Below are 25,511 nucleotides of genomic sequence, written 5' to 3' on the forward strand. Positions count from 1 at the left end.
ACCCGTCTTGCTTCATCCATCCTGGTGCTGAATCAGCAAAAAGCATGACAAAGCGTTCATTTTGCGGTGTTATTGCCTTTGGCTGATTGAAAAAGAACAGGGTTTAAGGCATAAAGCCGAAACGTTATCGCGAACGAGATGGCCAGAGCGTTGCCGAGGAGTAGCCGTGCATTACCAACCTAAACAAGACCTTTTACAGGACCGCATTATTCTGGTTACCGGTGCCAGTGATGGTATCGGACGTGAAGCTGCACAGACCTATGTGCGTTACGCCGCGACCGTTATTCTGCTTGGGCGTAACGAAGAAAAACTGCGCCAGGTTGCCCGCACTATTGCCGATGAAAACGGTACGCAGCCACACTGGTTCACGCTGGATCTGCTCACTTGTACTTCTGAAGAATGCCACCAGCTCGCACAGCGCATTGCCGCACATTTTCCACGTCTGGATGGCGTACTACATAATGCCGGATTACTGGGTGATATTCGTCCAATGAGTGAACAAAATCCGCAGATCTGGCAAGATGTCATGCAGGTAAATGTGAATGCCACCTTTATGCTGACCCAGGCATTGCTGCCGCTATTGCTGAAATCCGATGCCGGATCGCTGGTCTTTACCTCTTCCAGCGTCGGTCGCCAGGGACGCGCCAATTGGGGCGCATATGCTACCTCCAAATTCGCTACCGAAGGCATGATGCAGGTTCTGGCAGATGAATATCAGAACCGTCACCTGCGCGTAAACTGTATCAATCCAGGCGGTACGCGTACCGGGATGCGAGCCAGTGCATTTCCAACTGAAGATCCGCAAAAATTGAAAACCCCCGCCGATATTATGCCGCTCTACCTGTGGCTGATGGGCGATGACAGCCGCCGTAAAACCGGTATGACTTTCGATGCCCAGCCGGGCCGTAAACCAGGAATAGCTCAATGAGTGAAGAACGCTACCAGCAGCGCCAGCAGCGCGTTAAAGAGCGGGTTGATGCCCGCGTTGCCGCTGCAAAGGATGAACGCGGGATCATTATCGTGTTCACCGGAAACGGTAAGGGTAAAACCACCGCTGCGTTCGGGACCGCCACGCGCGCGGTGGGCCATGGTAAAAAAGTCGGCGTGGTGCAGTTTATTAAAGGGACCTGGCCAAACGGTGAACGAAACTTACTCGAACCCCATGGCGTAGAGTTTCAGGTTATGGCGACAGGATTTACCTGGGACACGCAAAACCGCGAGTCGGATACCGCAGCCTGTATGGCCGTATGGGAACATGGAAAGCGAATGCTGGCTGATGCTGAACTGGATATGGTTATCCTGGACGAACTGACCTATATGGTGGCCTACGACTATCTGCCGCTTGAAGAGGTTATCAATGCCTTAAATGCGCGTCCTGCCCATCAGACGGTGATTATCACCGGTCGGGGATGTCATCGCGATATTCTGGAGTTAGCAGATACGGTGAGCGAACTGCGCCCGGTTAAGCACGCGTTTGAAGCAGGCGTGAAGGCTCAGATGGGAATTGATTACTGACACCAGGCCGGATAAGGCGCTTTTGCCGCATCCGGCTCCACGCTAACGCCTGATGGCGCTTTGCTTATCAGGCCTGGTCATGATTAACCGTTGTTGCTGCGACCACCCGGACGACGGCTGCTGCCGACCTGTGAGTGGCGCTTCACCGCACGACGGATCTGGTTCGCCTTCATACGACGACGATCTTTCTCGACGGCAACTTTAGAGGTCGTTTCCGGCTTCAGCTCCACCAGTTCACGTAAATAGTTGGTCTGCGCAAGATCAAGCTCCGTCCAGCCGCCACGCGGCAGGCCTTTCGGCAGCGGGATATCGCCGTAACGGACACGGATAAGACGACTTACCTGCACGCCTACAGCTTCCCACAGGCGACGTACTTCACGGTTACGTCCTTCAGTCAGCGTGACGTTGTACCACTGGTTGATCCCTTCACCACCGCTGAACTTGATTGTTTTAAACGCCGCCGGACCATCTTCCAGCTGTACGCCACGACTCAGATCGCGCAGTTTCGCGTCATCAACCTGACCAAACACACGCACCGCATATTCACGCTCAACTTCACGGCTTGGATGCATCAGACGGTTTGCCAGTTCACCGTCGGTAGTGAACAGCAATAAACCGCAGGTATTCACATCCAGACGCCCCACGGCAATCCAGCGCGCATCGCGCAGTTTTGGCAGACGATCAAATACGGTCGGACGACCTTCCGGGTCGTTACGGGTACACAGTTCACCCTCTGGTTTGTAATAGGCCAGAACGCGACAGATTTGTTCCGCAGACTCTTTAACTGAAATCAGATGACCGTCGATACGGATTTTCAGACCCGGCGTCACTTCAACGCGATCGCCGAGCGTGGCAATTTTGCCATCAACGCTCACACGGCCCGCGGCAATAATGGTTTCAATTTCACGGCGAGAACCGTGGCCGGCGCGCGCCAGCACTTTTTGTAACTTTTCGCTCATAGAGCTTCCTTTAGATGTCGCCTTCACAGGCGTCGAACAGGAGAATCAACGGCGCCAGTCAGCGCCATTTTAAGGCCGCGTAGTATAGCGGTTCGCGCCCTTATAAGAAAGGTTTAACGTCGCCGACGCCTTCACGCAAGACCACCGGGGAATCGTCAGTTAAATCGATGACCGTGGTCGGCTGCTGGCCGAGATAGCCGCCGTGGATAATCAGCTCCACCTGCTTCTCCAGACGATCCTTAATCTCTTCCGGGTCAGACTCGGTAAATTCACTGCCCGGCAGCATCAGCGATGTAGAGAGCATCGGCTCGCCCAGTGCTTCCAGCAGCGCCAGCGCAATCGGATTCGACGGCACACGCAGGCCGATGGTCTTACGTTTTTCCTGCAACAAACGGCGCGGCACTTCTTTCGTCCCTTTCAGGATGAAGGTGTAGTTGCCTGGCGTATTATTTTTAATCAAACGAAAAGCCACGTTATCGACAAACGAATAGGTCGACAGTTCGGACAGGTCACGGCACATCAGCGTAAAGTTGTGCCCATCCGGCAGGTGACGAATGCGACAAATGCGCTCCATCGCGCCTTTATCTTCAATTTTGCAGCCCAACGCATAGCCGGAATCGGTTGGATAGACGATCACCCCACCTTTACGCACGATTTCAACGGCCTGATTGATCAGTCGCTGTTGTGGGTTTTCGGGATGAATATAAAAAAACTGGCTCATACTTTCCTCTCTGTGGTCTCGGGCTGTTCCCAGAGTTGCCAGACGCCTTCTACGCCCGCGGGCAACCAGAGTTTACGACCCAGTTCAATCCACGGGCAGGGCTGATGAAAATCAGATCCCTGCGATGCCCACAATTGATGCTGGCGCGCAAGCGTCGCCAGATGGGTGCGTTCATTGGGAGACTGTTGGCACTGCGCCACTTCCATCGCGTCACCACGGTGTTCAGCGAAGTATGCAACCAGTCTTTTCAGCCACTTAGCGCTAAGATCGTACCGCCCAGGATGAGCCAGAACTGCCTTACCGCCAGAATGATGAATGACATCAATAGCTTGTTCTATTGTACACCACTGCGGCGGAACGTAACCGGTTTTCCCACGGGCAAGGTATTTTTTAAAAACATCCGCGATTGTCGTGGCTTTTCCGCACTCCACCAGAAAACGCGCAAAATGACCCCGAGTGACCGCCCCGCCATCAGCCAGACGCAACGCGCCTTCCCATGCGCCGGGAATATGCGCTTTATCGAGTCGTTCAGCAATCAGGCGCGCGCGCTGCTGACGACGTTCCGTTTGTTGCGCCAAAAACTCGCACATCAGTGGATGAGAAATATCAATATTCAGACCCACAATATGGATCTCATGATTTTCCCACACCGTAGAAATCTCAACACCTGAGATCAGATTTAACGCTAAACCCGAACGTGAAATTTCTTCTCTTGCCGCCGCAATACCAGCCGTGGTGTCATGATCGGTGATCGCCAGTGTACCGACTCGCATCTCTACCGCACGGTGTACTAAGGCTTCAGGGGTTAATCGCCCATCAGAGGCTGTAGTATGACTGTGCAGGTCATAAATCACTGCGTAATTCGTGTCGCTCAAGGCGGCTCCCGTTTAAATAAATGTCGTAACGCGCCCATCATAGCGGTTTCGACAAATTTACTGAAATCAGGTGTTGACTTTACTCCATCGAACTAGTTAACTAGTACGCAAGTTCACATGAAGAAGGTATCTGAGATGAAAGCAACATTTGTCCTGCACGGTTGGTGGCGCACTTCCTGATTTCGGGCAGTGTCTTACGTCTGCAATATGCAACCAGATACCCGGCCCGCCAACTGAGCGGGCTTTTTTTTGAACAAAATTAATGAGAATAACGATGCAAACACAAAAACCGACACTCGAACTGCTTACCTGCGATGCCGCCTACCGTGAGAATCCAACAGCGCTGTTTCATCAGGTGTGTGGCGCACGTCCAGCGACGCTGCTGCTTGAATCCGCAGATATTAATAGCAAAGATGATCTGAAGAGCTTGTTGCTGGTCGACAGCGCGTTGCGCATCACCGCTCTGGGTGACACTGTCACTATCAAGGCCCTCTCCGCGAACGGCGCATCGCTGCTACCCCTGCTGGATGCTGCGCTGCCTGCTGGCGTTGAAAACGAACAACAGCCGAACATTCGCCATTTGAAATTTCCCAATGTAAGCCCGTTGCTGGATGAGGACGCCCGCTTATGTTCCCTTTCCGTATTTGACGCTTTTCGTTTATTACAGGAACTGATCAATGTCCCTGCGCAAGAACGTGAAGCGATGTTCTTCGGCGGTCTGTTTTCCTATGACCTGGTTGCCGGTTTTGAGGATTTACCTCAGCTTGAGGCGGGCAATCGTTGCCCGGACTACTGCTTTTATCTGGCAGAGACGCTGATGGTCATCGACCACCAGAAGAAAAGTACCCGCATTCAGGCCAGCGTGTTTACCCCCAGCGATGGCGAAAAACAGCGTCTGAACGCTCGTCTGGCGCAACTGAGTCAGCAGCTTACCGAGCCTGCACCGCCGCTGCCCGTGACAGAAATTCCGCAGATGCGCTGCGAATGTAACCAGAGCGATGAAGAATTTGGCGCTGTGGTGCGCGGGATGCAAAAAGCCATTCGCGCAGGCGAGATTTTCCAGGTAGTTCCGTCCCGCCGTTTCTCATTGCCCTGCCCGTCACCGCTGGCGGCCTACTATGTGCTGAAGAAAAGTAATCCCAGCCCGTATATGTTTTTCATGCAGGACAACGATTTCACGCTGTTCGGCGCCTCTCCGGAAAGCTCGCTGAAATATGATGCCACCAGCCGGCAGATTGAGATCTACCCGATTGCCGGAACGCGTCCGCGCGGTCGCCGGGCGGATGGCTCGCTGGACCGCGATCTCGACAGCCGTATCGAGCTGGAGATGCGTACCGATCATAAAGAACTTTCCGAGCACCTGATGCTGGTTGACCTTGCGCGTAACGACCTGGCGCGCATCTGCACGCCGGGTAGCCGCTACGTTGCAGACCTCACCAAAGTGGATCGGTACTCCTTCGTGATGCACCTGGTTTCCCGCGTAGTCGGCGAACTGCGTAGCGATCTGGATGTGCTGCATGCGTACCGCGCCTGTATGAATATGGGCACGCTAAGCGGTGCGCCGAAAGTTCGCGCCATGCAGCTTATCGCCGAGGCCGAAGGTCGTCGCCGTGGCAGCTATGGCGGCGCGGTAGGCTACTTTACCGCCCATGGCGATCTGGATACCTGTATTGTGATTCGTTCCGCCCTCGTGGAAGACGGTATTGCCACCGTACAAGCCGGTGCCGGGATTGTTCTGGATTCTGTTCCGCAGTCTGAAGCCGATGAAACCCGTAATAAAGCGCGTGCGGTTTTGCGTGCTATCGCCACCGCGCACCACGCACAGGAGACTTTCTAATGGCTGACATTCTGCTGCTCGATAACATCGACTCATTTACCTATAACCTGGCGGATCAGCTGCGTACTAACGGTCATAACGTGGTGATTTACCGCAACCATATTCCGGCCCAGACGTTAATTGACCGCTTAGCAACCATGAAAAACCCGGTGCTGATGCTCTCTCCGGGGCCCGGTGCGCCAAGCGAAGCGGGCTGCATGCCGGAGCTGTTAACTCGCCTGCGCGGCAAGTTACCGATTATCGGTATTTGTCTGGGGCATCAGGCGATTGTTGAAGCCTACGGCGGCTATGTCGGTCAGGCAGGCGAGATCCTGCACGGTAAAGCGTCCAGCATTGAACACGACGGTCAGGCAATGTTCAGCGGTCTGGCGAATCCATTGCCGGTAGCGCGTTACCACTCGCTTGTAGGCAGCAACGTTCCGGCCGGATTGACCATCAACGCCCACTTTAACGGCATGGTGATGGCGGTCCGTCACGATACCGATCGCGTGTGTGGCTTCCAGTTCCATCCGGAATCGATCCTCACCACCCAGGGCGCGCTTCTGCTGGAGCAAACGCTGGCCTGGGCGCAACAGAAACTCGAGCAGACCAATACGCTGCAACCTATTCTGGAGAAACTGTATCAGGCTCAGACGCTATCCCAGCAGGAAAGCCACCAGCTGTTCTCTGCCGTAGTACGCGGTGAACTGAAGCCGGAACAACTCGCTGCGGCACTGGTGAGCATGAAAATTCGTGGCGAACACCCGCATGAAATTGCCGGTGCGGCAACCGCGCTGCTGGAAAACGCCGCCCCGTTCCCGCGCCCTGATTATCTGTTTGCCGATATTGTCGGTACCGGCGGTGACGGTAGTAACAGTATCAATATCTCCACGGCCAGCGCTTTCGTTGCGGCGGCCTGTGGACTGAAAGTGGCCAAACACGGCAACCGCAGCGTCTCCAGTAAATCTGGATCTTCGGATCTGTTGGCGGCGTTTGGCATTAATCTGGACATGAACGCCGATAAATCCCGTCAGGCGCTTGACGATCTTGGTGTGTGCTTCTTGTTTGCACCGAAATACCACACCGGTTTTCGCCACGCCATGCCGGTACGCCAACAGTTGAAAACCCGCACGCTGTTTAACGTACTCGGTCCGTTGATTAACCCGGCGCATCCACCGCTGGCGCTGATCGGCGTTTACAGCCCGGAACTGGTGCTACCGATTGCCGAAACGCTGCGCGTATTGGGATATCAGCGTGCCGCGGTCGTACATAGCGGCGGCATGGATGAGGTTTCGCTGCATGCGCCGACTATTGTGGCAGAGTTGCATGATGGCGAAATCAAGAGCTATCAACTGACGGCGGAAGACTTTGGCCTGACGCCGTACCATCAGGAACAGCTGGCGGGCGGCACGCCGGAAGAAAACCGTGACATTCTTAGTCGCTTGTTACAAGGTAAAGGTGAAGCCGCTCATGAAGCAGCCGTTGCCGCGAATGTCGCCATGTTAATGCGCCTGCACGGTGAAGAAGATTTAAAAACCAATGCGCAAACCGTGATTAATGTGCTGCGTAGCGGCGCGGCCTATGACCGTGTCACTGCGCTGGCAGCAAGAGGGTAAATGATGCAAACCGTTTTAGCGAAAATTGTCGCTGACAAGGCGATTTGGGTAGAAGCCCGGAAACAACAACAACCGCTGGCCAGCTTTCAAAATGACGTACAACCCAGCGCTCGTGATTTCTACGATGCGCTGCAAGGCGCGCGTACCGCCTTTATTCTGGAGTGCAAAAAAGCCTCACCATCGAAAGGCGTGATTCGTGATGACTTCGACCCGGCACTGATTGCGGACGTGTATAAACATTATGCATCTGCGATTTCCGTACTGACCGATGAAAAATATTTCCAGGGCAGCTTTGATTTCCTGCCCATCGTCAGCCGTATCGCGTCGCAGCCCATCCTGTGTAAGGACTTTATTATCGATTCTTACCAGATTTACCTGGCGCGTTTCTACCAGGCGGACGCCTGCCTGCTGATGCTGTCAGTGCTGGACGATGAGCAATATCGTCAACTCGCCGCCGTGGCCCATAGTCTGAAGATGGGTGTTCTGACCGAAGTCAGTAACGAAGAAGAGCTGGAGCGTGCTATCGCTCTGGGCGCCAAAGTCGTTGGTATCAATAACCGTGATTTACGCGATCTGTCGATTGACCTGAACCGCACCCGCCAACTGGCGCCGCGACTGGGTCATGGCGTAACCGTCATCAGCGAGTCCGGTATTAATACCTACGGCCAGGTACGCGAACTTAGCCACTTCGCCAACGGTTTTCTGATTGGCTCTGCGCTGATGTCGCATGATGACCTGCACGCCGCCGTGCGTCGGGTTCTGCTTGGTGAGAACAAAGTCTGCGGTTTGACCCGGGCTCAGGATGCAAACGCGGCATATGAAGCGGGTGCCATATATGGCGGGTTGATTTTCGTGCCCTCATCTCCGCGCGCGGTTAGCGTTGAGCAGGCGCGAGAAGTGATAAGCGGTGCGCCATTGCAGTATGTCGGCGTGTTCCGTAACACCGAGATTACCGAGGTGTGCGACAAAGTGTTGGCCCTGGGACTGAGTGCAGTGCAATTGCATGGCAGCGAAGATCAGACCTATGTTGACGCCCTGCGCGATGCGCTGCCCAAACAGGTGCAAATCTGGAAAGCGCTGAGCGTGAGCGAAACATTGCCAGCCAGGGATTATCAGCATGTCGATAAGTACGTGTTCGACAACGGCCAGGGCGGTAGCGGTCAACGCTTCGACTGGTCGCTTTTAGGCGGGCAATCGCTGGATAACGTTTTACTGGCTGGCGGACTTGGCGCCGATAACTGTGTCAACGCGGCAAAAACCGGCTGTGCCGGGCTCGATTTTAATTCTGGCGTAGAGTCACAGCCGGGCATCAAAGATGCACGACTCCTGGCTTCGGTCTTTCAGACGCTGCGCGCATATTAAGGAAAAGGACATGACAACATTACTCAATCCGTACTTTGGTGAATTTGGCGGTATGTATGTGCCACAAATTCTGATGCCTGCCCTGCGTCAACTGGAAGAAGCTTTCGTCAGTGCGCAAAAAGATCCTGAGTTTCAGGCGCAGTTTACCGATCTGCTGAAAAACTATGCTGGTCGTCCAACCGCGCTGACCAAATGCCAGAACATTACTAACGGGACCAACACCACGCTGTATCTTAAGCGTGAAGATTTACTGCACGGCGGTGCGCACAAAACTAACCAGGTGTTGGGTCAGGCGTTACTGGCGAAGCGTATGGGGAAAACGGAAATCATCGCCGAAACCGGCGCGGGTCAGCACGGCGTTGCATCGGCGCTGGCCAGTGCATTGCTGGGTCTGAAATGCCGTATTTATATGGGTGCGAAAGACGTTGAGCGTCAGTCGCCTAACGTTTTCCGTATGCGTCTGATGGGAGCAGAAGTCATTCCTGTTCATAGCGGTTCTGCAACGCTGAAAGACGCCTGTAACGAAGCCCTGCGCGACTGGTCTGGCAGCTACGATACCGCGCACTATATGCTCGGGACAGCGGCGGGACCGCATCCCTTCCCGACCATTGTACGTGAGTTCCAGCGCATGATCGGCGAAGAAACAAAAGCGCAGATTCTGGAAAAAGAAGGTCGTTTGCCGGACGCTGTTATCGCCTGCGTGGGCGGTGGTTCTAACGCCATCGGCATGTTTGCCGATTTTATTAATGAAACCAGCGTCGGTCTGATTGGCGTAGAGCCAGGCGGTCACGGGATCGAATCCGGTGAACACGGCGCACCGCTGAAACATGGTCGTGTCGGGATTTACTTTGGCATGAAATCCCCGATGATGCAGACTGAAGAAGGACAAATTGAAGAGTCTTACTCTGTTTCCGCAGGTCTGGATTTCCCGTCTGTCGGGCCGCAGCATGCATACCTGAACAGCATCGGACGTGCCGATTATGTTTCAATCACTGACGATGAAGCGCTGGAAGCCTTTAAAACGCTGTGTCTGCACGAGGGGATCATCCCGGCGCTGGAATCCTCCCATGCCCTGGCACACGCCCTGAAAATGATGCGTGAAAATCCGGAAAAAGAGCAGTTACTGGTGGTTAATCTCTCCGGTCGCGGCGACAAAGACATTTTCACCGTACACGATATTCTGAAAGCGCGAGGGGAAATCTGATGGAACGTTACGAAAATCTTTTTGCACAGCTGAAGGACCGCAAAGAAGGTGCTTTTGTCCCCTTCGTAACCCTGGGCGATCCGTCGGTCGAACAGTCACTGAAAATCATTGATACGCTGATTGAAGCTGGCGCTGATGCGCTTGAACTCGGCATTCCGTTCTCCGATCCGCTGGCGGACGGTCCGACCATACAGGAAGCTACACTGCGGGCATTTGCCGCGGGCGTGACACCGTCACAATGCTTTGAGATGCTGGCATTGATTCGTCAGAAACACCCCACCATTCCAATTGGTCTGCTGATGTATGCCAACCTGGTGTTCAGCAAGGGTATTGACGAATTCTACGCTCAGTGCGAGAAAGTCGGCGTGGATTCTGTTTTGGTGGCAGATGTGCCTGTTGAGGAGTCTGCGCCATTCAGAGCTGCGGCGCTCCGCCACAACATTGCGCCTATTTTTATCTGCCCGCCGAACGCTGATGAAGAACTGCTGCGCCAGATTGCCTCTTTCGGTCGCGGCTATACCTATCTGCTTTCGCGTGCCGGCGTGACTGGCGCTGAAAATCGTGCGGCGTTACCGCTGCATCATCTGGTCCAAAAGCTGAAAGAATATGGTGCTCCTCCGTCATTACAGGGCTTTGGTATCTCTGCACCTGACCAGGTGACCGGCGCGATTGAAGCCGGTGCTGCCGGGGCAATTTCCGGTTCAGCGATTGTGAAAATCATTGAGAAGAATGTTGCCACGCCTGAGCAGATGCTGGCGGAGCTGAAAGCCTTTGTCAGCGCGATGAAAGCGGCCACGCCTTACTAAGCTAAATCAACCGCCAGAGACTCCTGGCGGTTTTACCCTTCTTTCTTGTGCTTCATTTTATACATGGCGTTATCCGCATTCTGAATTGCCACATCCAACTCGCCGTTCACTTCCGCAATCCCCCACGATACTGACAATGGCACAGTATGACCGTCCACCACAAACACATGACTGGTCACCTGCCCGCTAATGCGTTGCGCAATTGCCGTAGCGTCACTTGCCTGCGAACGAAACAACAGGATCATAAACTCATCCCCGCCGGTACGAATCACGATATCGTGACTGGTTCGAGTGTTAGACAGCATTCTGTTAGCGATAATTTGCAGCGCCCGATCGCCTGCCGCATGACCCCAGGTATCATTTACAGTCTTGAACTTATTGCAATCCAGTAGCACCACCGAGCAGTGCGATAAATCACGACGTTTGATGATATCGAGAATTCGGCGGTTAAAGCAGCCGGTCAGCGTGTCTATATAAACCTTGAGGTCGCTTTCATTCAGCCAGGATTTTAGTGAGCAACTGATCATGATGAAAAAGAACGGCGCCAGCAGAATCACGATCCCAGCCTGTGTGTCGCGTGTCAGAAAACGGCCTAATGACAGCGAATAGTGCAATGCATATTTATCTGATAACTTGCGCACCATCAGGCGCGTTTTATCCACGCATTTACCGGATAAACAGAGGCTTTCATTGTTGGTTAAATTCACCAGCGCCACGTTCAGACTCTGTGGCATTTGATAGTCAAATGCATTAGCCAGCGCCTCCTGCAACTCAGGCTTTGAATGGTCATAGACCAGATAGGCCACGATTTGATCTGATATTTCTTTGCCAGACAGATCGTAGATATAGCTCACCACGCTGTAAGCTTTTTCGCCGGTAATTTTATCGGTATAGAAGTTCGTGGAGCTAAGGGCTTTGTTTTTGACGTTTTTTTGCAACAGTCGGGTATAGAAATCGACGGGCGGATAGAAAAAGTTGGTGATATTCCGCGCCATGTCAGAACTGGAGAAGCTGAAATGGCGCGAGTCAGACGCCATGAACCAGTAAAAATAATCCGAGTTTTTAGCAATGATGTAACGATGCGCATCAAAACTGCCCGGGTTTAACTCATTCACCATGCCACGTATAAACTCCGCCGCCGCATACATACACAAAGCGCCACGGCTGGTTTGCTGGGTAATGATTGTCCCCGTTGCCGAATGCACCCGCTTTGGGTCGGCGTTAATTCCCCATTCATCTTTATTCCTGGGGGTGAATTGCGATATATCGCCACATTGATCGTCGTTTTTGATGTGATGATAACGTTCACCAATCGCATCAGCGATCAGTTCATTGTCATTGAAAATATCCAGCATCCGAGCTTGCAGGCGGTTAATGCCTTCACTGGTGGTGGCTATACGCTGTTCGTAGATGATAAACAGAAACAACGAGGTAAATACCAGAGTAATCAGCCCCGATACCAGCAGTGCCTGCCTGTTTCTGAGCTTATCCTGCACAATCTTCACGAGCCCACCCTGATAGTTAACAGTATTGCCAAACCGGTTATCCGATTATGTTGCTGCATAACGATGCTGTATGTTGATAGAGAATGTTAACCTTCCTGAGACTAATGATGATTTGAAATAGCGTCGCTCTTGGGCGTGAATTAAAGTTACAACCTTATACAATAAAAGCACATTTTTGTTAACATAAATGCAAACTAATCCTCCCCTTCAATAGGATACCCTGCCCGACGAATAGCCTCTCTACAGTCGTTCACACCGGCGGCATACCCTGCTTCGATCTCACAAACTGGACTGGCGCTGCAATAGGGCAGTTTAACCGGAGTGGCAATACGTTTCTCTATAATCTCAATTTTATTCAAGCAATTCAGCAACTCACGCGCCACAGTCAGGGCAAACTCAGCCGTATCATCGCCGGTGAATGATTCCAGAAGTGTGATTTTTTGCTGGAGCTGATGGCGGGTTAACATCGTCAATACTCTCAAAGCCAGTTTGCTTAAAGAATAGCATTACATCGAAAAGGAGAAGCACGCACTGACGATTCTGGCGGCAAATCTTGACCACAGCCATAGTTATGGCTGTGACCGAGCGCGGCTTCCTCATGCTTTTAAGGTCCATATCCGCAGGTAGCGAATGACTCTGGCCCAACCCACATTTGATCTCAGATGCGGTCGTTGTTTTTAATGTGTAAGAGATGAGCATAGAAACGCTGACGCAGCAATATCATAAAGTTTTGGTGATGATTTGCAGGTAAATCATATTAAATATGAATATTGCATTGGCTCATCAAGGCTAAAATCATTATAGTGTCAGAGTTATCCAGTTATTTTTTACAAGGCCGTCATAATTTCAGCTAGGTCATGTTACCAAATCGTAAATTAATTGTTATGCAGACATAAAGCGTAGCAAACGCTATTTTTACTTAACTCAAATCTACTCCGTACAATTTTCAATAGCCAAAGGAATCAAACCACAGGACAACGACTAAATAGCATTGAATAAAGCGACATAAAGGCAATCACACCCTGGACAGGTCTGTGAGGTTGCCACATGTAACTTATTTACCCTTGATAATTACATGAATAAACAATAAAAGCGCATAAGAAGGAAATTCTTATGCTTAAAAATATTTTCTTTGCCAGGATATTTGGGTCCGTAAATTAAAAATCATGTCTATCCAACTTAACCTTCAAATGGTCAGAAGTGGTTTGCGCCCACTTAATATTATCCCGCTAATCATTTCTGTTTTAATTATTGCAGTCGTTAATATTTTGAGTGCAAAATATAACGCTGTAATTAATCGGACGCTTGTGTTTTTCATGATCATGCTTTCATTGCGCTGCATACAGTATGTCTTTTTCAGAAATATTCTGGCCGCTTTAATTTTAATACCCGTCGCAGGTGATATTACTCTTCAACTGCATGCCTGGAATAATTACAGTTCAGAATTTAGTTATGGATTTGCGTTAAGTATTTTGAATACAACGCCCAGCGAAGCAGTGGCGATGCTGAGATTATATTGGCGTGACTGTGTTACGTTCTTTACACTTGTAATATTTTTTATTTACTCTATAAACACTGGCGCGAGACCTGTACCCTATCGATTTCGCCACTACCCAATGGTTATTTTGGGCTTAATAGTTTTTCTTTTATTTTCGCAAGCTTATCTCCACCAGATAAGAAAAAGTAATGTTGAAAGTTTGGTACAACGAGTGATCCGCTCCACTCCAGTAAGTACCGGAAAAGAGTTTATGCAGGCGATGCAAGATAACGCCATAATTTCTGATATTGGTACAAACATTCCAAATTATAAGATAACAGTAACTGATACAGGAATCGAAAACTATATATTGATAATCGGGGAATCTGCGCGTACGTTAAACATGGGGATTTATGGATACGCAAGGGATACCACACCTGAACTTATCAAACAAAAGCAGCAACTTTTACTGTTTCAGAACGCGATTGCGCCTGCACCGGTAACAATCATGGCCGTCCCCCTGGCACTTACTGCTGACTCAGTGCAAACCCGTAACCCTCGTAACTACAGCGATAATATTATTAATATCACAAACCAGGCTGGCTATGATACATACTGGTACAGTCGCCAGGGAAATGGAGGTGCGCATAACAATATAATTACCGGGATTGCCATGAATGCACATCAACATGAATGGGTAGAATATGGCTATGATGAGGCCTTGCTACCGTTATTGCATCAGGCATTACAGAAACCAGGTAAGAAACTTATTGTCCTGCATTTATATGGCAGTCATGAGCCTTCCTGTCAACGTTTTCCAGAAAGTGATACTGTCTTATTTGGCCAAAGCAAAGCCGATGACTGTTATGACAATTCAATTCGCTATACCGATAAACTTATGGGTAATATATTCAATGAACTGGAAAACACTCGCTCATCAGTAATGTATTTTTCCGATCATGCGCTGATCCGTGATCCTGCACGCTCTGTGGTTTATTCCCACGGTGGTGTCAGACCGCCTAAAGAGGCATTACAAATCCCCATGTATATTTGGTACAGCCAGTTAGTTGATGAAAAAACAAAGTTCACCGGAGATTATAATACTCCGTGGTCTTCCGATGATCTTAATTCGCTTGCAGAATTGTGGCTTGGCATCCATCGTCAGGGTAATGCGAAAAAGTCTATGAAATCCTGGTTAATAAACTACAAAAAGGAGATTTTCGTCATGGATACCACAGGAAAAAAATACAATTGGAATGATGTTCGTTAATGCTGAAGAGTTAGCAAAACTGGTCGTTTTACGACCAGTTTTGCAGAATAACTTTACAGAAAAATTTAAAAACGATAACCCGCAGAGAACATAAACACCCACGGATCGAGGCGTACGCTGTCTCGCTGCTGGACGCCACCCATTTTATAGCTTGCGGTGGTGTCGATATCCATGTACCAGACCGACATGTTAATCAGCCAGTCGCGGTTAATCAGATAGTCCATACCGACTTGCCCTGCCGCCCCCCAAGAATCTTTCAGACTCAGGTCCGATAAGCCGGTTTTTTTGCCGTTATCATTAAAGCCCTCATCGAAGAAGGTGGTGTAGTTCACACCGACACCAACGTAAGGACGCAGTTTGCTGCTGGAGTCGCCGAAGTACCATTGTGCCATTAACGTCGGCGGTAAGTGGTGCACAGTGGCAATATCGCCCGTCGTGGCAGTCCCAATTTTATGACGGAACGGCGTCGCAGCCAGTAATTCAACACCGATATTGTCGGTTGCCATGTAAGTGAATGTTAGCCCCAACTGGGTGTTATTACTGACATCAAAGCCGCCTAAACTTCCCAGCGTTCCCCCCGCACCTTCCGTCGGCCTGACGGTGGCAGAACCCGCACGAATGAAGAATTCTCCAGCCTCATGCGCGAATGCGTTACCAGAGAGAAGAGTTGTTAAAGCCAATGCTGCAACTGTTAATTTTTTCATGTCCGCTCCATCGTTATGGTTATAAAAGCGGAACAAATATACCCACATTGGAGTAATAAGTGATCTTACCTGGATCACATTGACTTTGATAATTTAACATTTATTGATCCAGATTAAGTTAGAACTTGCATTCAAAATCCTGGTTAAATTAATTCAGATCAATTTTGATATATTTTCGCCATGCAAGTGTCCGACACCCGCTGATGATAAGCGTTGCTTATTTGCTCATGATGGGCAGAGAACAACCAGCGTTCTTGCATAACGCTGAAGTCATAGCCAAAAATTACCGGAGCTTTACAAAGATATGCCTTTCCATACATCGTGCGATGCTGCCACTGTAGAGTTATCCAGGGTACAATTGCCCGCAAATGAACACCTGCAAAACTCAAGGAGAGTGCATGTCTATCACGGCGAAATCCGTTTACCGTGACACGGGGAACTTTTTCCGTAATCAATTCATTACCATCTTGCTGGTATCGTTGTTGTGCGCGTTTATCACAGTGGTGTTAGGGCATGCCTTTTCTCCCACCGACGCCCAAATTGCGCAACTCAGTGAAGGGGATCAGTTAACCAGTAGCGTGGGTCTGTTTGATCTGGTACAAAATATGACCCCGGAGCAACAGCAAATTCTGCTACGCGCTTCCGCGGCGTCGACATTTTCAGGCCTGATTGGTAATGCCATCCTCGCGGGAGGTATCATCCTGATGATTCAGCTGATTTCAGCAGGTCATCGGGTCAGCGCGTTACGCGCCATCGGCGCCAGTGCGCCAGTACTGCCTAAGCTGTTTATTCTGATTTTTCTGACTACTCTGCTGGTACAAATCGGTATTATGCTGGTGGTTGTGCCCGGTATTCTGCTGGCCATCCTGTTAGCACTCGCACCGGTGATGTTGGTACAGGATAAAATGGGTGTCTTTGCCGCTATGCGCAACAGTGTGCGTCTGGCATGGTCTAATATGCGACTGGTAGCGCCGGCAGTGATCGGTTGGCTGCTGGCAAAAACGCTGCTGTTGCTTTTTGCGCCAAGTTTTGCGGTACTTACGCCGAACGTAGGCGCGGTATTGGCGAATACGCTGAGCAATATGATCTCCGCCGTGTTGCTGATCTATTTGTTCCGCCTGTACATGCTGATTCGCCAATAAACCCTGAACGCATACCGGGCGCATGCCTGGTGCTTTTGATGACGGAATCGATGAATGAAGCAGTTTCTTGATTTTTTACCGCTGGTTGTCTTTTTTGCTTTTTATAAGCTTTACGACATCTACGCGGCGACCTCGGCACTGATTGTTGCGACGGCTGTGGTTCTGATTTACAGCTGGGTTCGCTATCGCAAGGTCGAGAAGATGGCGTTAATCACATTTGTTCTGGTGGCCGTATTCGGCGGCCTGACTATCTTCTTCCACAACGATGAATTCATTAAGTGGAAAGTTACGGTGATTTACGGACTGTTTGCCGGTGCGCTGCTGGTTAGCCAGTGGGTGATGAAAAAGCCGCTGATTCAGCGGATGTTAGGCAAAGAGCTTACCCTGCCGCAGCCAGTGTGGTCGAAGCTTAATGTAGCCTGGGCCATCTTTTTCATTCTGTGTGGTTTGGCGAATATCTATATCGCTTTTTGGCTGCCGCAGAATATTTGGGTCAACTTTAAAGTATTCGGCCTGACAGCCCTGACCTTATTGTTCACGCTGCTGAGCGGTGTCTATATTTACCGCCATCTGCCGCAGGAAGATAAATCGTAATACTTGCTCGCCAGATCAACCGATCTGGCGAATTTTTATCCCCTCACGTTCCTCATTGCCATTAACCCGGCTAACTTCCGCTCCACACGCCGCATCCCTCTGTTCTCAACGTGCAAATTCTAGTAGCATCGCGCCTGTAATCTTTCTCTATAGTCGGTTCAACAATGACAACAACGAATAATACTCCCCAGGGTGAACTGGTTTTACGCACTCTGGCTATGCCTGCCGATACCAACGCGAACGGTGATATTTTTGGCGGCTGGCTGATGTCACAAATGGATATAGGTGGCGCTATTCAGGCCAAAGAGATCGCGCATGGTCGTGTGGTAACGGTGCGCGTTGAAGGAATGAGCTTTTTACGCCCGGTTGCCGTAGGTGATGTGGTTTGTTGCTATGCGCGCTGCGTGAAGCGCGGGACGACTTCGATCAGCATTAATATTGAAGTCTGGGTGAAGAAAGTTGCTTCAGAACCTATCGGCCAGCGCTATAAAGCCACCGAAGCCCTGTTTATCTATGTTGCCGTTGATAAAGACGGTAAGCCTCGCCCAATCCCTACCCTGGGCTGATAAGTCACGATAGCATCGCCATCCGGCAATCACACAATTCATTGCTTATTGCCGGATGGCGGCGAACCGCCAAATCCGGCTTGCGCCTTATTCGATCTGCGTTGCGCCGTTCAGACGGAACACGATATTCACTACCAGTCCGGAACCTGGTTTACCGGCTTCATAGCGCCATCTGCGCATCGCATTTTTTACTTCACGCTCAAACATATTCGCCGGCTGCGCGGACAGTATTTCCACATTTTCAACACGCCCGTCTGGTGTAACGTCAAATTTGACTTTGACGCGCCCCTCTATGCGCAACGCCTGTGCTCGCGCCGGATACTGTGGCTGATTTCGGCTTAAAGCGCGTGGGCCTGCTGGCGCACTTACCGCCGGTTTACTGGTTGCCGGCGCGCTACTGGTCGTTGGACGCGCTGGCGCCGTGTTTTCAAACGGGGACGCCGGACGCGGCTCTGCTGGTTTAGCATCACGTTTGGGCTGCTCTACCACTTTTTTCACCGGTTTTGGCTTCGGTTTAGGCTTGGGCTTCGGTTTTTCAATCACTACCGGCGCCTCTTTTGGCGGCTCCGGGATCAGCTCAGGTTCCGGTTCAGGCTCGACGACGGGTTCCGGCGGCGGCTGAACGGCCTGAGGTGGTTCGAGATCGGCAGGCGCGACCATCGTAACGGAGATCGGCTGCGCTGGCGCAGGCAGTTCAATAACCTGATGTACCGAGGTATACAATAGACCCGCCACTACAGCACCATGGATGCCGACGGAGAGTAACGTTGGCCAGGGAAAGCGACGAGGTAAATCAAGGGTCATTGAAGTCATAATCGTTTCAGTTAAAAAACCAGGCCCTGATTTTAAATGCAAATAGCAATCATATTCAATAAGGTCTGGACGGTAAGCTGCATTTAAAACACGATTTTATGTAAAAAAACCTTCATGACAATATGGTCTTAACAAATCCGTTATCTTTACGTTGCAGTTGACATGCCTTTCCAATAACGTAATTAACGACTTTTACCGATTAAGGAGCTCTACCCGTGCTGTACGTTATTTATGCTCAAGATATCGCAGACTCTCTCGACAAACGCCTTTCCGTGCGCCCTGCTCATCTGGCCCGTCTGCAACTCCTGCATGACGAAGGACGACTGCTCACGGCAGGACCGATGCCAGCCGTTGACAGTAACGATCCAGGTGTCGCGGGTTTTACCGGCTCGACGGTGATTGCAGAATTTGAATCTATCGAGGCCGCGCAGGCGTGGGCAGAAGCCGACCCCTATGTGGCTGCTGGCGTGTACGCGCAGGTTTCAGTAAAACCCTACAAGAAAGTATTTTAAAAACAGAACGAAAGCAGACATTGGGCACCACCAGCGGTGCCCTTTTGAGATCAGATACTGTGGATTGCAAACAGCAACGAGTTACGTTGATGATTTAGAATACACTTTCTGATGGTGTGGATACGCATGTTACGACGCGATTGTCCTTCAAGCCAACGTGCTTTACGGCGGCTAGCCTGACGCTGCATCCGCCAGCGTCCCACTTCCGTTCTACTACGCTTCATGTTAACTACTCTTCCAGTCACTGAGCGGCCATTATAACGCCACACCGAATGCAGACCAGAGGTTTTCCCGTGTTTTTATTTGCCAGATTTATCCTGATGCGTAAACTCTTAACAATACGCTTTCAAAAGGATTTTTAAATTTATGACAACCTTCTACACCGTGGTGAGTTGGCTGGTCATTCTGGGTTACTGGGTACTCATTGCTGGCGTCACATTACGCATTCTAATGAAGCGACGCGCAGTGCCCTCCGCAATGGCATGGCTGTTGATCATCTATATACTGCCATTGGTAGGGATCATAGCTTATCTGTCCTTCGGTGAACTCCACCTGGGTAAACGCCGCGCCGAACGCGCCCGGGCAATGTGGCCTTCCACGGCCAAATGGCTAAACGACCTCAAAGCCTGTGAACATATTTTCGCGCAGGAAAACAGCAGCGTTGCTTCTTCATTATTTAAGCTGTGCGAGCGTCGTCAGGGAATCGCCGGCGTTAAGGGGAATCAACTGCAACTGCTCACCAGTTCCGATGACGTGATGCAGGCGCTGATCCGTGATATTCAACTGGCGCGTCATAACATCGAGATGGTGTTCTACATCTGGCAACCGGGTGGTATGGCCGATCAGGTTGCCGAATCGTTAATGGCGGCCGCCAGAAGAGGCGTTCACTGCCGCCTGATGCTGGACTCTGCCGGCAGCGTGGCATTCTTCCGTAGCCCGTGGGCGGCGATGATGCGTAATGCGGGTATTGAAGTTGTCGAAGCCCTCAAGGTTAACCTGATGCGTGTGTTTTTGCGCCGAATGGACCTGCGCCAGCACCGTAAGATGGTGATGATCGACAACTATATTGCTTATACCGGCAGCATGAACATGGTCGACCCGCGCTTCTTTAAGCAGGATGCGGGCGTGGGGCAATGGGTCGATTTGATGGCGAGAATGGAAGGACCTGTTGCCACCGCGATGGGCATCGTCTACTCCTGCGACTGGGAAATTGAAACCGGGAAACGCATTTTACCCCCGCCGCCGGACGTCAATATCATGCCGTTTGAGCAGGCCAGCGGTCACACCATTCACACTATCGCCTCGGGTCCTGGTTTCCCTGAAGATTTGATCCATCAGGCGCTATTAACTGCTGCTTATTCGGCGCGTGAATATTTAATTATGACCACGCCCTATTTCGTCCCCAGCGATGATTTACTACATGCGATCTGTACAGCAGCACAGCGTGGGGTCGACGTCAGTATCATTCTTCCGCGGAAGAATGATTCCCTGCTGGTTGGCTGGGCAAGCCGGGCCTTTTTCACCGAACTGCTGGCCGCGGGCGTCAAAATATATCAGTTCGAAGGCGGCTTGCTGCACACCAAGAGCGTACTGGTTGATGGCGAACTGAGCCTGGTCGGTACCGTTAACCTGGATATGCGCAGTTTGTGGCTGAATTTTGAAATCACGCTGGTTATTGATGACGCAGGATTCGGGGGCGACCTCGCCGCAGTGCAGGATGATTATATTTCTCGTTCCCGCCTTCTTGACGCTCGTTTGTGGGTAAAACGACCACTCTGGCAGCGGATTGCCGAGCGACTGTTTTACTTCTTTAGTCCGTTGCTGTAAAACGTGCCCATCAGACAGTAAACAGGTAGTCATTATGGATATGGATTTGAACAACCGCCTGACCGAAGACGAAACGCTTGAGCAGGCTTACGATATTTTTCTCGAACTGGCTGCGGACAACCTCGATCCGGCAGATATCATTCTGTTCAATTTGCAGTTTGAAGAGCGCGGCGGTGCAGAATTATTTGACCCGGCAGAGGACTGGCAGGAACACGTCGATTTTGACCTGAATCCTGACTTCTTTGCCGAAGTGGTGATTGGTCTGGCAGATACAGAAGACGGCGAGATTAACGATATTTTTGCCCGCGTTCTGTTGTGTCGCGAAAAAGATCACAAGCTCTGCCACATTCTCTGGCGCGAATAATTAAAAAAAGCTGCTCTCGCAGCTTTTTTACTTTTAGCCCGGTAATTTGCTTCCGCACCGGTTACAAAACTGCGCGCTGTGCTCATGCTGACTTTGCTGACACTGCGGACATTTACGCTGATTCTGCCGATGCTGGAACGCACTGCTCATATGCGTCGTTATCAAACCAGTCGGGATCGCAATCACGGAATAACCAATCAAAATCAGCACTGACGCTACCATGCGCCCGAGCGGCGTGTGGGGAGTGATATCACCATAGCCGACGGTGGTTACCGTGACAATGGCCCAATACACTGACGCATTCAACGTACTAAAGCCATATTTGGGCCCTTCTATCAGATACATCAGCGCGCCGAAAACAATCATCAGAATAGCAATAAATGAATAGAACAGGATTAGCTGATGACGGGCGCTTTTTATTGCGCTCCAGAATATACGCAGAGAAGGCATAAAGCGCAGCAATTTGAGAATTCGCAGTACGCGCAGGACACGCATCGCCCGCCAGGCGAAAACATAACTCAGACTGATTTCCGGCCATAACCACATCACATACAGTGGCAAAATGGTGGCAAGATCGATAATCCCCCAGAAGCTAAAGACATATTTAGCGGGATTGGCCCAGCAGCATAATCGCAGCAGATATTCGATAGTAAAGACCAGAGTGATAAAGACTTCCAGCCAGACAAATACGCGCCATTCCTCAAAGGTCAAATGGTATTGCGTCCCGACCCCGGACTCAACGAAGATAACAATCACGCTGAGCAGCGCGAACAGTGCGCACATACCTTCAAAACGGCGCCCCGAGCGTGTGTCTAAATCAAATAATGTACGATAAAGCGTACGGCGAACAGAAGAAACTAAGCCAGACACAAATACCTCACCAAAAAGAAGGGCTGACCTTTGTCAGCCCTCACGATTATAGCGGGTCTACTTTCAGGCAGGAAACGGCGTGTCGAAAACTGCCTTCGAGAACCGGGCGTGTTTTTGCACACTCTGGTCCGGCAATCGGGCAGCGCGTACGGAACACACAGCCCGAAGGAGGATTAATCGGCGACGGCAACTCGCCTTCCAGCAACTGGATAACTTTGTTCCTTTCCATATCCGGATCGGGGATCGGCACAGCAGACATTAGCGCTTTGGTATAAGGATGTAGCGGATTATGGTACACCTCGTCATAGGTGCCTAATTCCACCGCGTGTCCGAGATACATCACCAGTACGCGATCGGAGATATGCTTAACCACCGCCAGGTCGTGGGCAATGAAAATTAATGACAGCCCCATTTCACGCTGTAGCTGCTGCAAGAGGTTAACGACCTGGGCCTGAATGGATACGTCCAGCGCAGAAACTGGCTCGTCGCAGATAATCAGCTTCGGTTCAAGAATCAGTGCGCGGGCAATACCGATACGCTGACATTGGCCGCCGGAAAACTCATGCGGATAACGGTTAATCAGGTTTGGCAGCAACCCAACCTTCATCATCATTGCCTTCACGCGGTCACGGACTTCCTGCCCCGGCAGTTTCGGATGATAAGTCCGCAGCGGCTCGGCAATAATTTCACCAATGGTCATACGCGGGTTTAATGATGCCAGCGGATCCTGGAAAATCATCTGGATATCACTGCGCACCTCGCGCCATTCATCGGGTTTCATCCCCAGCAAATCTTTACCCAACCAGGCGACCTTTCCATCAGTGGCTTTCACCAGACCGATAATCGCCCGAGCAAAGGTCGATTTTCCGCAGCCGGACTCCCCCACCACGCCTAAGGTTTCACCTTCATACAATCGCAGGGTCACGCCATCAACCGCTTTGAGGGATTTAGACGGTTGCCAAAACCACTGCTTGCCGTCTTTAATGTCGAAATGGACCTTTAAATCGGCAATTTCAAGGAGTACTTTTCGTTGTTCGATGACCGTATTCATACCAGTTCCTCCACGGGTTTAAAGCAGGCGCGCAGGCGGCCCGGGCTAAACTCTTCCAGTGGCGGAGCACTGCTACAGATTTCCATCGCATGCGGGCAGCGGGGCTGGAATGGACAGCCTTTTGGCAGACGCAGCAGGTTCGGTGGGTTGCCCGGGATAGTCAACATCTCTTCCCCTTCAGCATCCAGACGAGGTACGGCATTCAGCAGACCAATTGAATACGGATGAACGGGCTTATAAAAGACATCCCGTGCGCTGCCATATTCCATGGTTCGTCCAGCGTACATCACCAGCACTTTGTCACAAATACCGGCGACAACCCCCAGATCGTGGGTGATCATGATAATTGCGGTGTTAAATTCACTTTTCAGTTCATTCAGCAGCGTCATAATTTGCGCCTGTACCGTAACATCGAGCGCGGTAGTCGGCTCATCGGCGATCAATAATTTTGGTCTGCACAGCAGCGCCATGGCGATCATTACGCGCTGACGCATTCCGCCAGAGAATTCATGCGGATACATTTTCATGCGCTTGCGCGCTTCCGGCATTTTCACTGCATCCAGCATTTTTACTGACTCTTCAAATGCTTCTGCTTTACTCATGCCTTTATGCAGCATGAGAACTTCCATCAGTTGCTCTCCGACCCGCATGTACGGATTCAGAGAGGTCATCGGATCCTGAAAAATCATTGAGATTTGCTCGGCGCGCAGTTTGTTCAGCTCATGCTCCGGTAAATTCAATATTTCACGCCCGTTAAACGTTGCGGAACCTCCGATACGGCCATTCGCCGCCAGCAACCCCATCAGGGCAAAGGCCGTTTGCGATTTGCCCGAACCGGACTCACCGACAATACCCAACGTTTCTCCGGCTCGCAGGGAAAAGTTTAAATCGTTTACTGCAGTAACATCGCCATCGGGGGTGGCAAACGTCACGCGCAGATCCTTAACGTTCAGCAGTGCGTTAGCCTGTTGTTGCGCGAGCGGCGCGGTTGCGGTCTCAATTACGCTCATGGCGGCGCTCCTTAACGGTCTTTCGGGTCGAGGGCATCACGCAAGCCATCGCCAATAAAGTTAAAACAGAACAAAGTAACCACCAGGAAACCGGCCGGGAACAGCAACAGCCATGGCGATACTTCCATTGAGTTGGCACCATCACTCAGCAGTGCGCCCCAGCTACTTAACGGCTCCTGCGTCCCTAGCCCCAGAAAACTCAGGAAGGATTCAAACAGAATCATGCTGGGCACCAGCAACGAAGCATATACCACCACTACGCCCAGCACGTTTGGCACAATATGGCGGATAACGATGCGCACGGTAGACACCCCGCCGACTTGCGCCGCTTCAATAAACTCTTTGCGCTTCAGGCTCAGCGTTTGTCCACGCACGATACGTGCCATATCCAGCCAGGAAACCATCCCGATAGCGACAAAAATCAGCAGAATGTTTTGCCCAAAGAAGGTCACCAGCAGAATCACGAAGAACATGAACGGGAAGGAGTTGAGGATTTCCAGCAGGCGCATCATCACCGAGTCGATTTTGCCGCCGAGATAACCTGACAATGAACCATATAGCGTGCCAACCACGACCGCCACCAACGCGGCGGCAATACCGACCATCAGCGAGATGCGCCCGCCAATCGCCACACGCACCAGCAGGTCGCGACCCGATGAGTCGGTGCCAAAATAGTGCCCGGACTCCATATCCGGCGCGCTGGACATCATTCCCCAGTCGGTATCAAAGTAGGTAAACTGCGACAGCATTGGCGCCAGCGTCACAAATAGCGCAATAATCACCAGCACTACCAGGCTTGCCACCGCCGCGCGGTTATGCATAAAACGTCGACGCGCGTCCTGCCACAGGCTGCGACCTTCAACCTCCAGCTTCTCACTGAAATTTTCCAGCGCCTCGCTGTTTTTCTTACTTAACATCATAGCGAGCTCCAG

The 25,511-nt window shown here is 51.1% G+C and carries 27 protein-coding genes, 1 pseudogene and 1 other annotated feature; of the genes and pseudogenes, 16 read left to right on the forward strand and 12 right to left on the reverse strand.

Going from position 1 to position 25,511, the window contains the following annotated elements:
* Positions 1-166: 166 nt before the first annotated feature.
* A complete protein-coding gene (locus tag FDX14_RS22640) occupies positions 167-928 on the forward strand; it encodes a YciK family oxidoreductase (RefSeq protein ID WP_137350291.1) in 762 nt (253 codons plus the stop codon).
* Positions 925-1,515: a cob(I)yrinic acid a,c-diamide adenosyltransferase gene (gene cobO, locus FDX14_RS22645; RefSeq protein ID WP_061381239.1), complete on the forward strand. Its 591-nt coding sequence runs from the start codon at positions 925-927 to the stop codon at positions 1,513-1,515. The genes FDX14_RS22640 and cobO overlap by 4 nt, the downstream gene beginning before the upstream one ends.
* An 83-nt stretch (positions 1,516-1,598) precedes the next feature.
* Here cobO and rluB read toward each other — a convergent pair whose 3' ends face one another.
* The 3 genes from rluB to rnm all read right to left on the reverse strand — a co-directional run bounded on the left by rluB (position 1,599) and on the right by rnm (position 4,070).
* On the reverse strand, positions 1,599-2,474 hold the full coding sequence (gene rluB / locus FDX14_RS22650) for a 23S rRNA pseudouridine(2605) synthase RluB (RefSeq protein ID WP_038640972.1): 876 nt from the start codon (positions 2,472-2,474) through the stop codon (positions 1,599-1,601).
* Between the two features lie 100 nt (positions 2,475-2,574).
* Complete coding sequence (locus FDX14_RS22655; protein ID WP_042308069.1) at positions 2,575-3,195, reverse strand: L-threonylcarbamoyladenylate synthase; 621 nt, start codon at positions 3,193-3,195, stop codon at positions 2,575-2,577.
* Positions 3,192-4,070, reverse strand: a complete 879-nt coding sequence (rnm, locus tag FDX14_RS22660; protein ID WP_042308068.1) for an RNase RNM — start codon at positions 4,068-4,070, stop codon at positions 3,192-3,194. Before rnm ends, FDX14_RS22655 begins: the two co-directional genes overlap by 4 nt.
* Positions 4,071-4,205: 135 nt before the next feature.
* Between rnm and trpL the strand changes: the two genes are divergently transcribed.
* The 6 genes from trpL to trpA all read left to right on the forward strand — a co-directional run bounded on the left by trpL (position 4,206) and on the right by trpA (position 10,874).
* Positions 4,206-4,250 (forward strand): trp operon leader peptide, encoded by a 45-nt coding sequence (trpL, locus tag FDX14_RS22665; protein WP_012905981.1) that lies wholly within the window; start codon positions 4,206-4,208, stop codon positions 4,248-4,250.
* Positions 4,227-4,321 (forward strand) — a sequence feature (Trp leader region). Its footprint overlaps the gene before it by 24 nt.
* A 23-nt stretch (positions 4,322-4,344) precedes the next feature.
* Positions 4,345-5,907 (forward strand): anthranilate synthase component 1, encoded by a 1,563-nt coding sequence (locus FDX14_RS22670; protein WP_137350292.1) that lies wholly within the window; start codon positions 4,345-4,347, stop codon positions 5,905-5,907.
* The gene (gene trpD, locus FDX14_RS22675; protein WP_038640980.1) at positions 5,907-7,502 is read left to right on the forward strand and encodes a bifunctional anthranilate synthase glutamate amidotransferase component TrpG/anthranilate phosphoribosyltransferase TrpD; all 1,596 of its coding nucleotides are present in this window, start codon (positions 5,907-5,909) and stop codon (positions 7,500-7,502) included. The genes FDX14_RS22670 and trpD overlap by 1 nt, the downstream gene beginning before the upstream one ends.
* Positions 7,503-7,505: 3 nt before the next feature.
* Positions 7,506-8,864 carry a bifunctional indole-3-glycerol-phosphate synthase TrpC/phosphoribosylanthranilate isomerase TrpF gene (gene trpCF / locus FDX14_RS22680; RefSeq protein WP_137350305.1) on the forward strand — a complete coding sequence of 453 codons (1,359 nt, stop codon included), beginning with the start codon at positions 7,506-7,508 and terminating at the stop codon, positions 8,862-8,864.
* 10 nt (positions 8,865-8,874) lie between these two features.
* On the forward strand, positions 8,875-10,068 hold the full coding sequence (trpB, locus tag FDX14_RS22685; protein ID WP_042308063.1) for a tryptophan synthase subunit beta: 1,194 nt from the start codon (positions 8,875-8,877) through the stop codon (positions 10,066-10,068).
* Entirely contained in the window at positions 10,068-10,874 is an 807-nt protein-coding gene (gene trpA / locus FDX14_RS22690; RefSeq protein WP_137350293.1) for a tryptophan synthase subunit alpha, read from the forward strand. Before trpB ends, trpA begins: the two co-directional genes overlap by 1 nt.
* Before the next feature lie 32 nt (positions 10,875-10,906).
* Here the strand turns inward: trpA and FDX14_RS22695 are convergent, their stop codons facing one another.
* Positions 10,907-12,379 carry a GGDEF domain-containing protein gene (locus tag FDX14_RS22695; protein ID WP_137350294.1) on the reverse strand — a complete coding sequence of 491 codons (1,473 nt, stop codon included), beginning with the start codon at positions 12,377-12,379 and terminating at the stop codon, positions 10,907-10,909.
* Positions 12,380-12,573: 194 nt separating this feature from the next.
* Positions 12,574-12,846: a hypothetical protein gene (locus FDX14_RS22700; protein ID WP_137350295.1), complete on the reverse strand. Its 273-nt coding sequence runs from the start codon at positions 12,844-12,846 to the stop codon at positions 12,574-12,576.
* Between the two features lie 699 nt (positions 12,847-13,545).
* On the opposite strand from FDX14_RS22700, the gene FDX14_RS22705 reads away from it, so the two are divergent.
* Positions 13,546-15,126 carry a phosphoethanolamine transferase gene (locus FDX14_RS22705; protein WP_061381236.1) on the forward strand — a complete coding sequence of 527 codons (1,581 nt, stop codon included), beginning with the start codon at positions 13,546-13,548 and terminating at the stop codon, positions 15,124-15,126.
* Between the two features lie 65 nt (positions 15,127-15,191).
* Here the strand turns inward: FDX14_RS22705 and ompW are convergent, their stop codons facing one another.
* The gene (ompW, locus tag FDX14_RS22710; protein ID WP_137350296.1) at positions 15,192-15,830 is read right to left on the reverse strand and encodes an outer membrane protein OmpW; all 639 of its coding nucleotides are present in this window, start codon (positions 15,828-15,830) and stop codon (positions 15,192-15,194) included.
* Positions 15,831-16,113: 283 nt separating this feature from the next.
* On the opposite strand from ompW, the pseudogene FDX14_RS25555 reads away from it, so the two are divergent.
* From FDX14_RS25555 to yciA, 4 genes and pseudogenes are all read left to right on the forward strand, one after another.
* Positions 16,114-16,200, forward strand: a pseudogene (locus FDX14_RS25555) (YkgJ family cysteine cluster protein); the annotation flags it as partial.
* Between the two features lie 28 nt (positions 16,201-16,228).
* Positions 16,229-16,972 carry a YciC family protein gene (locus FDX14_RS22715; protein WP_042308057.1) on the forward strand — a complete coding sequence of 248 codons (744 nt, stop codon included), beginning with the start codon at positions 16,229-16,231 and terminating at the stop codon, positions 16,970-16,972.
* A 54-nt stretch (positions 16,973-17,026) separates the two neighbouring features.
* Complete coding sequence (locus tag FDX14_RS22720) at positions 17,027-17,566, forward strand: septation protein A (RefSeq protein WP_042308056.1); 540 nt, start codon at positions 17,027-17,029, stop codon at positions 17,564-17,566.
* A gap of 164 nt (positions 17,567-17,730) precedes the next feature.
* Entirely contained in the window at positions 17,731-18,132 is a 402-nt protein-coding gene (gene yciA / locus FDX14_RS22725; RefSeq protein ID WP_038640996.1) for an acyl-CoA thioester hydrolase YciA, read from the forward strand.
* 87 nt (positions 18,133-18,219) lie between these two features.
* Here the strand turns inward: yciA and tonB are convergent, their stop codons facing one another.
* Positions 18,220-18,936, reverse strand: a complete 717-nt coding sequence (tonB, locus tag FDX14_RS22730; RefSeq protein WP_137350306.1) for a TonB system transport protein TonB — start codon at positions 18,934-18,936, stop codon at positions 18,220-18,222.
* Positions 18,937-19,160: 224 nt separating this feature from the next.
* Between tonB and FDX14_RS22735 the strand changes: the two genes are divergently transcribed.
* Positions 19,161-19,457: a YciI family protein gene (locus FDX14_RS22735; RefSeq protein WP_042308055.1), complete on the forward strand. Its 297-nt coding sequence runs from the start codon at positions 19,161-19,163 to the stop codon at positions 19,455-19,457.
* Between the two features lie 50 nt (positions 19,458-19,507).
* Here FDX14_RS22735 and FDX14_RS22740 read toward each other — a convergent pair whose 3' ends face one another.
* Positions 19,508-19,681: a YciY family protein gene (locus FDX14_RS22740; RefSeq protein WP_094301000.1), complete on the reverse strand. Its 174-nt coding sequence runs from the start codon at positions 19,679-19,681 to the stop codon at positions 19,508-19,510.
* A 142-nt stretch (positions 19,682-19,823) separates the two neighbouring features.
* On the opposite strand from FDX14_RS22740, the gene cls reads away from it, so the two are divergent.
* Together cls and FDX14_RS22750 are read left to right on the forward strand one after the other, a co-directional pair.
* Entirely contained in the window at positions 19,824-21,284 is a 1,461-nt protein-coding gene (gene cls / locus FDX14_RS22745) for a cardiolipin synthase (RefSeq protein WP_038641094.1), read from the forward strand.
* 34 nt (positions 21,285-21,318) lie between these two features.
* A complete protein-coding gene (locus FDX14_RS22750) occupies positions 21,319-21,648 on the forward strand; it encodes an HI1450 family dsDNA-mimic protein (protein ID WP_003020691.1) in 330 nt (109 codons plus the stop codon).
* A 33-nt stretch (positions 21,649-21,681) separates the two neighbouring features.
* Here FDX14_RS22750 and FDX14_RS22755 read toward each other — a convergent pair whose 3' ends face one another.
* Genes FDX14_RS22755 through oppC form a run of 4 tightly spaced genes read right to left on the reverse strand, consistent with a single transcriptional unit; the run spans position 21,682 to position 25,499 of the window.
* Positions 21,682-22,518, reverse strand: coding sequence for an ion transporter (locus FDX14_RS22755; protein ID WP_042308053.1), 837 nt, complete (start codon positions 22,516-22,518; stop codon positions 21,682-21,684).
* Between the two features lie 46 nt (positions 22,519-22,564).
* On the reverse strand, positions 22,565-23,569 hold the full coding sequence (oppF, locus tag FDX14_RS22760; RefSeq protein WP_061381235.1) for a murein tripeptide/oligopeptide ABC transporter ATP-binding protein OppF: 1,005 nt from the start codon (positions 23,567-23,569) through the stop codon (positions 22,565-22,567).
* Positions 23,566-24,579: a murein tripeptide/oligopeptide ABC transporter ATP-binding protein OppD gene (gene oppD / locus FDX14_RS22765; RefSeq protein WP_038641097.1), complete on the reverse strand. Its 1,014-nt coding sequence runs from the start codon at positions 24,577-24,579 to the stop codon at positions 23,566-23,568. The genes oppF and oppD overlap by 4 nt, the downstream gene beginning before the upstream one ends.
* 11 nt (positions 24,580-24,590) lie before the next feature.
* Positions 24,591-25,499, reverse strand: coding sequence for an oligopeptide ABC transporter permease OppC (gene oppC, locus FDX14_RS22770; RefSeq protein ID WP_008784950.1), 909 nt, complete (start codon positions 25,497-25,499; stop codon positions 24,591-24,593).
* Positions 25,500-25,511: the final 12 nt, after the last annotated feature.

It is taken from the genome of Citrobacter sp. wls710 (assembly GCF_005281115.1).
Taxonomy (GTDB): Bacteria; Pseudomonadota; Gammaproteobacteria; order Enterobacterales; family Enterobacteriaceae; genus Citrobacter; species Citrobacter werkmanii.

What these genes read in the sequence shown, in the direction of transcription:
- cobO (WP_061381239.1), top strand. Translation starts at nt 925, where the DNA reads ATGAGTGAAGAACGCTACCAGCAGCGCCAGCAGCGCGTTAAAGAGCGG.
- rluB (WP_038640972.1), bottom strand. Translation starts at nt 2,474, where the DNA reads ATGAGCGAAAAGTTACAAAAAGTGCTGGCGCGCGCCGGCCACGGTTCT.
- FDX14_RS22655 (WP_042308069.1), bottom strand. Translation starts at nt 3,195, where the DNA reads ATGAGCCAGTTTTTTTATATTCATCCCGAAAACCCACAACAGCGACTG.
- FDX14_RS22670 (WP_137350292.1), top strand. Translation starts at nt 4,345, where the DNA reads ATGCAAACACAAAAACCGACACTCGAACTGCTTACCTGCGATGCCGCC.
- trpD (WP_038640980.1), top strand. Translation starts at nt 5,907, where the DNA reads ATGGCTGACATTCTGCTGCTCGATAACATCGACTCATTTACCTATAAC.
- trpCF (WP_137350305.1), top strand. Translation starts at nt 7,506, where the DNA reads ATGCAAACCGTTTTAGCGAAAATTGTCGCTGACAAGGCGATTTGGGTA.
- trpB (WP_042308063.1), top strand. Translation starts at nt 8,875, where the DNA reads ATGACAACATTACTCAATCCGTACTTTGGTGAATTTGGCGGTATGTAT.
- trpA (WP_137350293.1), top strand. Translation starts at nt 10,068, where the DNA reads ATGGAACGTTACGAAAATCTTTTTGCACAGCTGAAGGACCGCAAAGAA.
- FDX14_RS22700 (WP_137350295.1), bottom strand. Translation starts at nt 12,846, where the DNA reads ATGTTAACCCGCCATCAGCTCCAGCAAAAAATCACACTTCTGGAATCA.
- FDX14_RS22705 (WP_061381236.1), top strand. Translation starts at nt 13,546, where the DNA reads ATGTCTATCCAACTTAACCTTCAAATGGTCAGAAGTGGTTTGCGCCCA.
- ompW (WP_137350296.1), bottom strand. Translation starts at nt 15,830, where the DNA reads ATGAAAAAATTAACAGTTGCAGCATTGGCTTTAACAACTCTTCTCTCT.
- FDX14_RS22715 (WP_042308057.1), top strand. Translation starts at nt 16,229, where the DNA reads ATGTCTATCACGGCGAAATCCGTTTACCGTGACACGGGGAACTTTTTC.
- FDX14_RS22720 (WP_042308056.1), top strand. Translation starts at nt 17,027, where the DNA reads ATGAAGCAGTTTCTTGATTTTTTACCGCTGGTTGTCTTTTTTGCTTTT.
- yciA (WP_038640996.1), top strand. Translation starts at nt 17,731, where the DNA reads ATGACAACAACGAATAATACTCCCCAGGGTGAACTGGTTTTACGCACT.
- tonB (WP_137350306.1), bottom strand. Translation starts at nt 18,936, where the DNA reads ATGACCCTTGATTTACCTCGTCGCTTTCCCTGGCCAACGTTACTCTCC.
- FDX14_RS22740 (WP_094301000.1), bottom strand. Translation starts at nt 19,681, where the DNA reads ATGAAGCGTAGTAGAACGGAAGTGGGACGCTGGCGGATGCAGCGTCAG.
- cls (WP_038641094.1), top strand. Translation starts at nt 19,824, where the DNA reads ATGACAACCTTCTACACCGTGGTGAGTTGGCTGGTCATTCTGGGTTAC.
- FDX14_RS22750 (WP_003020691.1), top strand. Translation starts at nt 21,319, where the DNA reads ATGGATATGGATTTGAACAACCGCCTGACCGAAGACGAAACGCTTGAG.
- oppF (WP_061381235.1), bottom strand. Translation starts at nt 23,569, where the DNA reads ATGAATACGGTCATCGAACAACGAAAAGTACTCCTTGAAATTGCCGAT.
- oppD (WP_038641097.1), bottom strand. Translation starts at nt 24,579, where the DNA reads ATGAGCGTAATTGAGACCGCAACCGCGCCGCTCGCGCAACAACAGGCT.
- oppC (WP_008784950.1), bottom strand. Translation starts at nt 25,499, where the DNA reads ATGATGTTAAGTAAGAAAAACAGCGAGGCGCTGGAAAATTTCAGTGAG.